The organism is Microcystis aeruginosa LEGE 91341, assembly GCF_015206885.1.
Classification (GTDB): domain Bacteria; phylum Cyanobacteriota; class Cyanobacteriia; order Cyanobacteriales; family Microcystaceae; genus Microcystis; species Microcystis aeruginosa_H.
In genome coordinates, this window is record NZ_JADEXY010000207.1 from 1 (window position 1) to 4865 (window position 4865).

Here is a 4865-nt window from a genome sequence, read left to right on the forward strand (position 1 = left end):
CCATCACCCCATCACCCCACTTCCCCATCACCCCATCACCCTAATTCATAATTCATAATTCATAATTCATAATTCATAATTCCCACACCCTGTTTGTGACCCTCATCCCTTATGATCAATATAGATTAACTTTTGTAAAGGAATCGGAGTTATGGCTTTAACCGTTGGAACAATCGCACCGAACTTTACCACCACCGACGATACTGGAAAAACCGTTTCCCTGTCGGATTTTCAAGGTAAAGTCGTAGTTTTATACTTCTATCCCAAAGATGATACCCCGGGCTGCACCAAACAAGCGCAAAGTTTCCGGGATAACTACGAACAATACCAAGACAAGGAAATAGTAGTCTTCGGGGTGAGCAGGGATGACCAAGGTTCCCATGCACAATTTAAAGAAAAATACGGTTTACCCTTCCAATTGCTCGTAGATACCGATGGTGCTATCACCAAAGCTTATGATGTCGATGGTGGTGGTTATTCTAAGCGCGTCACCTATATCATCGATGGAGAAGGAAAAATTGGCCATGTGGATGACAAAGTGAATACCGCTAGTCACGCATCGGATATTCTCTGCGTAGTCGGTTAATTTTTCCTAAAATCTTTTCTGGGTGTGTTAGGGGAACCTAATACACCAGGTATCTATTTTTTAGTTCACTGATAATCAGTTTTTAATAACCAGATTGAGTATGACTAAATAGGGCCTGCTGATGATGAACTGAATATTAAAAATCGGACTAAAATAAGTGGGTGGGTGGAATTAAATATAAGATGAACGTAGGTTGGGTTGAAGCATGAAACCCAACGCCTGCACGGGTTACGCTACCGCTAACCCATCCTACAAATAATTTGGCCTCCCTACTTAATACTATTATCAAATATCTTGGTGGGATTAATCGGCAATCATGGTTAAGTTTAGCAAGTACCTAAAGAGGGTTGGGATTGTTGCTGGAGTGGCTTTTTTGTTGTTGGTTACTCACCGAGCGGCTCCCCGAAAGGCAGTGGAAAATGAGCAGATGAAGGGGGTTTGGTTAACCAATATTGGCACGATATTGTTACATCACACTACGTCCTTAGATGAGGTGTTAAATCATCTTTCGCGATCGGGTTATGACCGGGTGTATTTTAGTGTTTATGGGTTGAGGGGAACGCTTTATCCGACTGCCCAACGTCCGACGAATTGGTTGTTTGTGCCGCCGTTGAGCAATCCTTGGAGAGCGGCGGTTAAGGAGTCTTTACGGCAGGGTTTGAAGCCCTATGCTTGGTTTGAGTATGGTTTAATGTTATCGCCTAAGGATCCCATTGCCAAAAAACATCCGGATTGGTTATTAAAAACGCCCACAGGGAAGACGGTGGTGGAAACGAATGTCTGGTTAGATCCAGCGAATCCGCAGGTGCAAGCCTATCTTTTGGGCAATATGGAAGATATTTTAAAAGAAAAAGATTTGGCGGGGATTCAGTTAGATGATCATTGGGCGGTTCCCCGTGTTTTTGGCAATAAAAGTCAGGCTTTAACGAATTTAACTCGCAAGTTACATGATCATGTCAAGGCGATTAATCCCAAGTTGGTGGTGAGTCTTTCGCCTAATCCTCACTCTTTTGCGGTGAATAAATATAATCAAAATTGGTTGGCTTGGGTGCGTCAAGGGATTGTGGATGAGGTGGTCCTACAGATCTATCGGAAAACTCCCAATCAGGTGGCGGCAAGTCTTTCGGGATCGGGACTGGCGACAGCTTCCCGGTATGTGCCGGTGGGGGTGGGTTTATACGCTGGTTGGAATCCTGATTTTTCCTTAAAGGGTTTACAGGCTCAGATGAGGACGGTGGAGCAGCAGGGTTATGGCTATTCGTTATTTTGTTGGGAGTTTGTCGTCATGCGTCATCTTTTTAATCATATTCCCCGGTTTTAAGTGAAAAGGCTAGTATAATTAAGGCTGTTCTAAGTAAGTGGTTCTAATTACATAGAAGATAGATTTTGCCTTCGATCTCCCCCTGCCTTCTATGGGGCTGATTCATAGTAGGGTTGATTCATGAATCAACCCTACCCTTAATACTGGGGCTGATTCATTCTCCGAATCTAATTCTTTTTTTTGCTACTCTTAATGGCTTATGAGGTAAGCTAGGGAGTAGGGGAGTACAGGTTTTTGCTCTCATAGTAGATTGATTCATGAATCAATCTACCGTTAGAGGAGCCTCATACACCCAATGTTTATTTTCCAATTCACTGATACACTCGACCGCGCCAACTTTGGGGACGGGTAAAAGCAGAGATAAAAATGCGGATAACTGCCAGCGGATCCGCTAGGGGAGATAGCCAAAATAATCCTGAAGATAGATTGACTTTTTCGCCGCGATAGTAGCTAGGAGAAACAGCCAATAAAAGGGCAAAACGAATCAATAACAGCAGCAGGTTTAAAGTCAAGACAATTTTTAAACTCAGGAAATTGTAGCCAAAAAACAAAGCTGTGAGCAGTAAAGGAGTGATAATTATCGGTAATCCCTGAGTAAGAGCTAATAAAGCTAAATCGCCCCATAATTGCCCCTGATAGGAGGCATCTTTGAGGTCAAGAGATCTGCCCCATTCGCGCCAAGTTTCCTTGAGTCCTTCGTACATCCGCACGCGAATCAACTTCGCCCCATCGAGAAATCCCACCCGATAGCCTTTCGTTGCCGCTAGACGGGCGAGGGTGACATCATCGCAAAAAGAACCTTTTGCCCCGCTATAACCGTCTAAAGCCGCTAAAACTGACCGCCGGCAGAGAAAACATTGACCATTGGCCATGACTCGTTCGGGATCTTGCCCGCGCACTCCGGCCGCATCAAAGCGATAGAGCAAAGTCATCAATAAAGCTGGCTGTAACCACCATTCTCCCGGATAGGAGAGGATAAATTGCGGCGACAGGGAAACTAAATCGTAACCTTCTGCGATCGCAGCCTTGACCAAACTAGCGACTAAATTTGCTTGGGGTTGGGTATCGGCATCAATGCCCAAAATCCAGTCACTTTCAGGAGAACTAAACAAAAAACCATTGTGTAACGCCCAGGGACGACCTACCCAATCAGGAGGCAAAGGATCATCGGTTTTCAAGCGAAAGCGGGGGTCTTTTGCCGCTATCTCTTTGACTTTTTCCCGCGTACCATCTTGGGAATTGCTATCGACAATCAGAATTTCTCGCACTTCGTAACTCTGTTGACTCAATCCCTGTAAACAACCGTCAATCCTGGCCACTTCGTTTAACGTCGGCACAATCACGCTTACCGTCCCTAACATCTCCGGGGTGGGAGGTTGGGGAGTCAGGGGAGGACGACGACGCGCCCCTTTTAGCAAACGGGAAAGAAGGATAAAAAAGGCAACAGCCTGAGACAGCAGTAGCCCCAGGCAGAATGCACCGAGAATTATCTCAGTTAACAACTTATTTGGCTCCTCTCACCGAAACAACGGGGATTTTTAGGGTTGTTACTTCGCTGGTTGCCACTGTTTGCCCGGAAGCAACAGTCTTGGCGCGATTATAGAGGAGTATTAAAGGCAGAATACCGGTGAGTAATCCTAAGAAAATCGGCGGATAAATACCAGCACCCATACTCATGACCGTAGCAAAGCCAAAATTACCTAAATACATCAGAAAAGGCAGGGTTAAATCTTGACTTGGCAGTTTCACCGGTTGCACTTGCCAAATTAAAGTGGCCACCGTCATAAAAACACAACCCGTGCCAAACCAACCGGCAAAATTTTCATAGGGCATCCCAAAAAAAGCCCCCGGTTGTTCCCAAATCCAGAAGGGGATGGTAGTTTGACTCATGGCCGGATCTAGGACAAAATCCCATGAAGTTAATAATACCGCCCCGATAGCGATCGCTCCTAGATTTTGTAGCCATTGGGGTATAGCAAGAGTGGATAAACCAACACGAGCGATAATATAGGCACTAAAACCGAGATAAAACCAAGATAGGGGGATAGTAAAGGGGACTAAACCCGCAATTTTGTAACCTAAGCCCGAAAGATAACGATAATGACCGAAAGGAAAGCCGGTACTGGTTCCCAAAAGTTCGCTACAAAGGGATAAACTGATAGCGGGAACCATGAATCCTAACCAGTGCCACACTCCTAGAGTCCGATAGGCATAAACAGCCACGGCTGCCATTCCTAACACCATATACACCACACCCCCCCCGGCCATTGACCAAGCAAAGAAGGTTTTGCCAAAATCTGGTAAATTGGCCACAAATTCGGGATGGGGCAGAACTAGCAACAATCCCGCTAGTCCAAAAGCCATCGATACAATATGACCGATGAGCAGAGCTTTTTCGATCGCAATTAGTCGTCTCATTAAATCTCTAGCGCTGCGAAGGGATAATCATTTTCAAGTTTACAAATCTTTATTAAAGAATTATTACGCAGATCGGTCACTTGCGGCAAAAAAGTTTTATGCGGGTTAGGGAGTTCCCTGTCTTAGTTGTTTAGGAGTCACTAGGCAGCAGTTAGGAGGGAGGAAAATCAATTAAATGGTCTATTTAGAGATTTTATGCTAGTTTATCTCAAATGTCGGGGTGAAAACCCTCGCTTTTAGGGACGGGATGAAACCCCGACCAATATAAAACAGCACTTCCACAAGCTCAGTCACAGGAAGCACGATTAAAAATAAGCGTCCAGTCTCCTGACAAAATCTCGAATAACTTCTTCTTTTAAGGGTCTTGACCTACTCAGGCCAAATAGCTACTATATGACTATAGCGGATAGGGTAGACCTCCTGCAAAAGTCTTATTCAGCTACTTGATGATAGCCTAAAGCAAGTTCATAGTTGTAAATGCCAGCGATTAAATTAAATCTCAGACCAAAACGCCGTCTCCGATTCCTATATCTTGATGAT

4 protein-coding genes and 1 pseudogene are annotated in these 4865 nt (G+C 44.7%); 2 read left to right on the forward strand and 3 right to left on the reverse strand.

What is annotated here, in order from left to right; translation table 11 throughout:
• The first annotated feature begins 151 nt into the window (after positions 1–151).
• Together IQ234_RS19895 and IQ234_RS19900 are read left to right on the forward strand one after the other, a co-directional pair.
• Positions 152–586 carry a peroxiredoxin gene (locus IQ234_RS19895; protein WP_193958346.1) on the forward strand — a complete coding sequence of 145 codons (435 nt, stop codon included), beginning with the start codon at positions 152–154 and terminating at the stop codon, positions 584–586.
• Positions 587–902: 316 nt separating this feature from the next.
• Positions 903–1907, forward strand: a complete 1005-nt coding sequence (locus IQ234_RS19900; RefSeq protein WP_193958347.1) for a glycoside hydrolase family 10 protein — start codon at positions 903–905, stop codon at positions 1905–1907.
• A 311-nt stretch (positions 1908–2218) separates the two neighbouring features.
• Here the strand turns inward: IQ234_RS19900 and cruG are convergent, their stop codons facing one another.
• From cruG to IQ234_RS19915, 3 genes and pseudogenes are all read right to left on the reverse strand, one after another.
• On the reverse strand, positions 2219–3409 hold the full coding sequence (gene cruG, locus IQ234_RS19905) for a 2'-O-glycosyltransferase CruG (RefSeq protein ID WP_193958348.1): 1191 nt from the start codon (positions 3407–3409) through the stop codon (positions 2219–2221).
• Position 3410: 1 nt separating this feature from the next.
• Positions 3411–4325 (reverse strand): gamma-carotene 1'-hydroxylase CruF, encoded by a 915-nt coding sequence (gene cruF, locus IQ234_RS19910; RefSeq protein WP_193958349.1) that lies wholly within the window; start codon positions 4323–4325, stop codon positions 3411–3413.
• Positions 4326–4756: 431 nt separating this feature from the next.
• Positions 4757–4865: pseudogene (locus IQ234_RS19915) on the reverse strand (IS5/IS1182 family transposase); the annotation flags it as partial.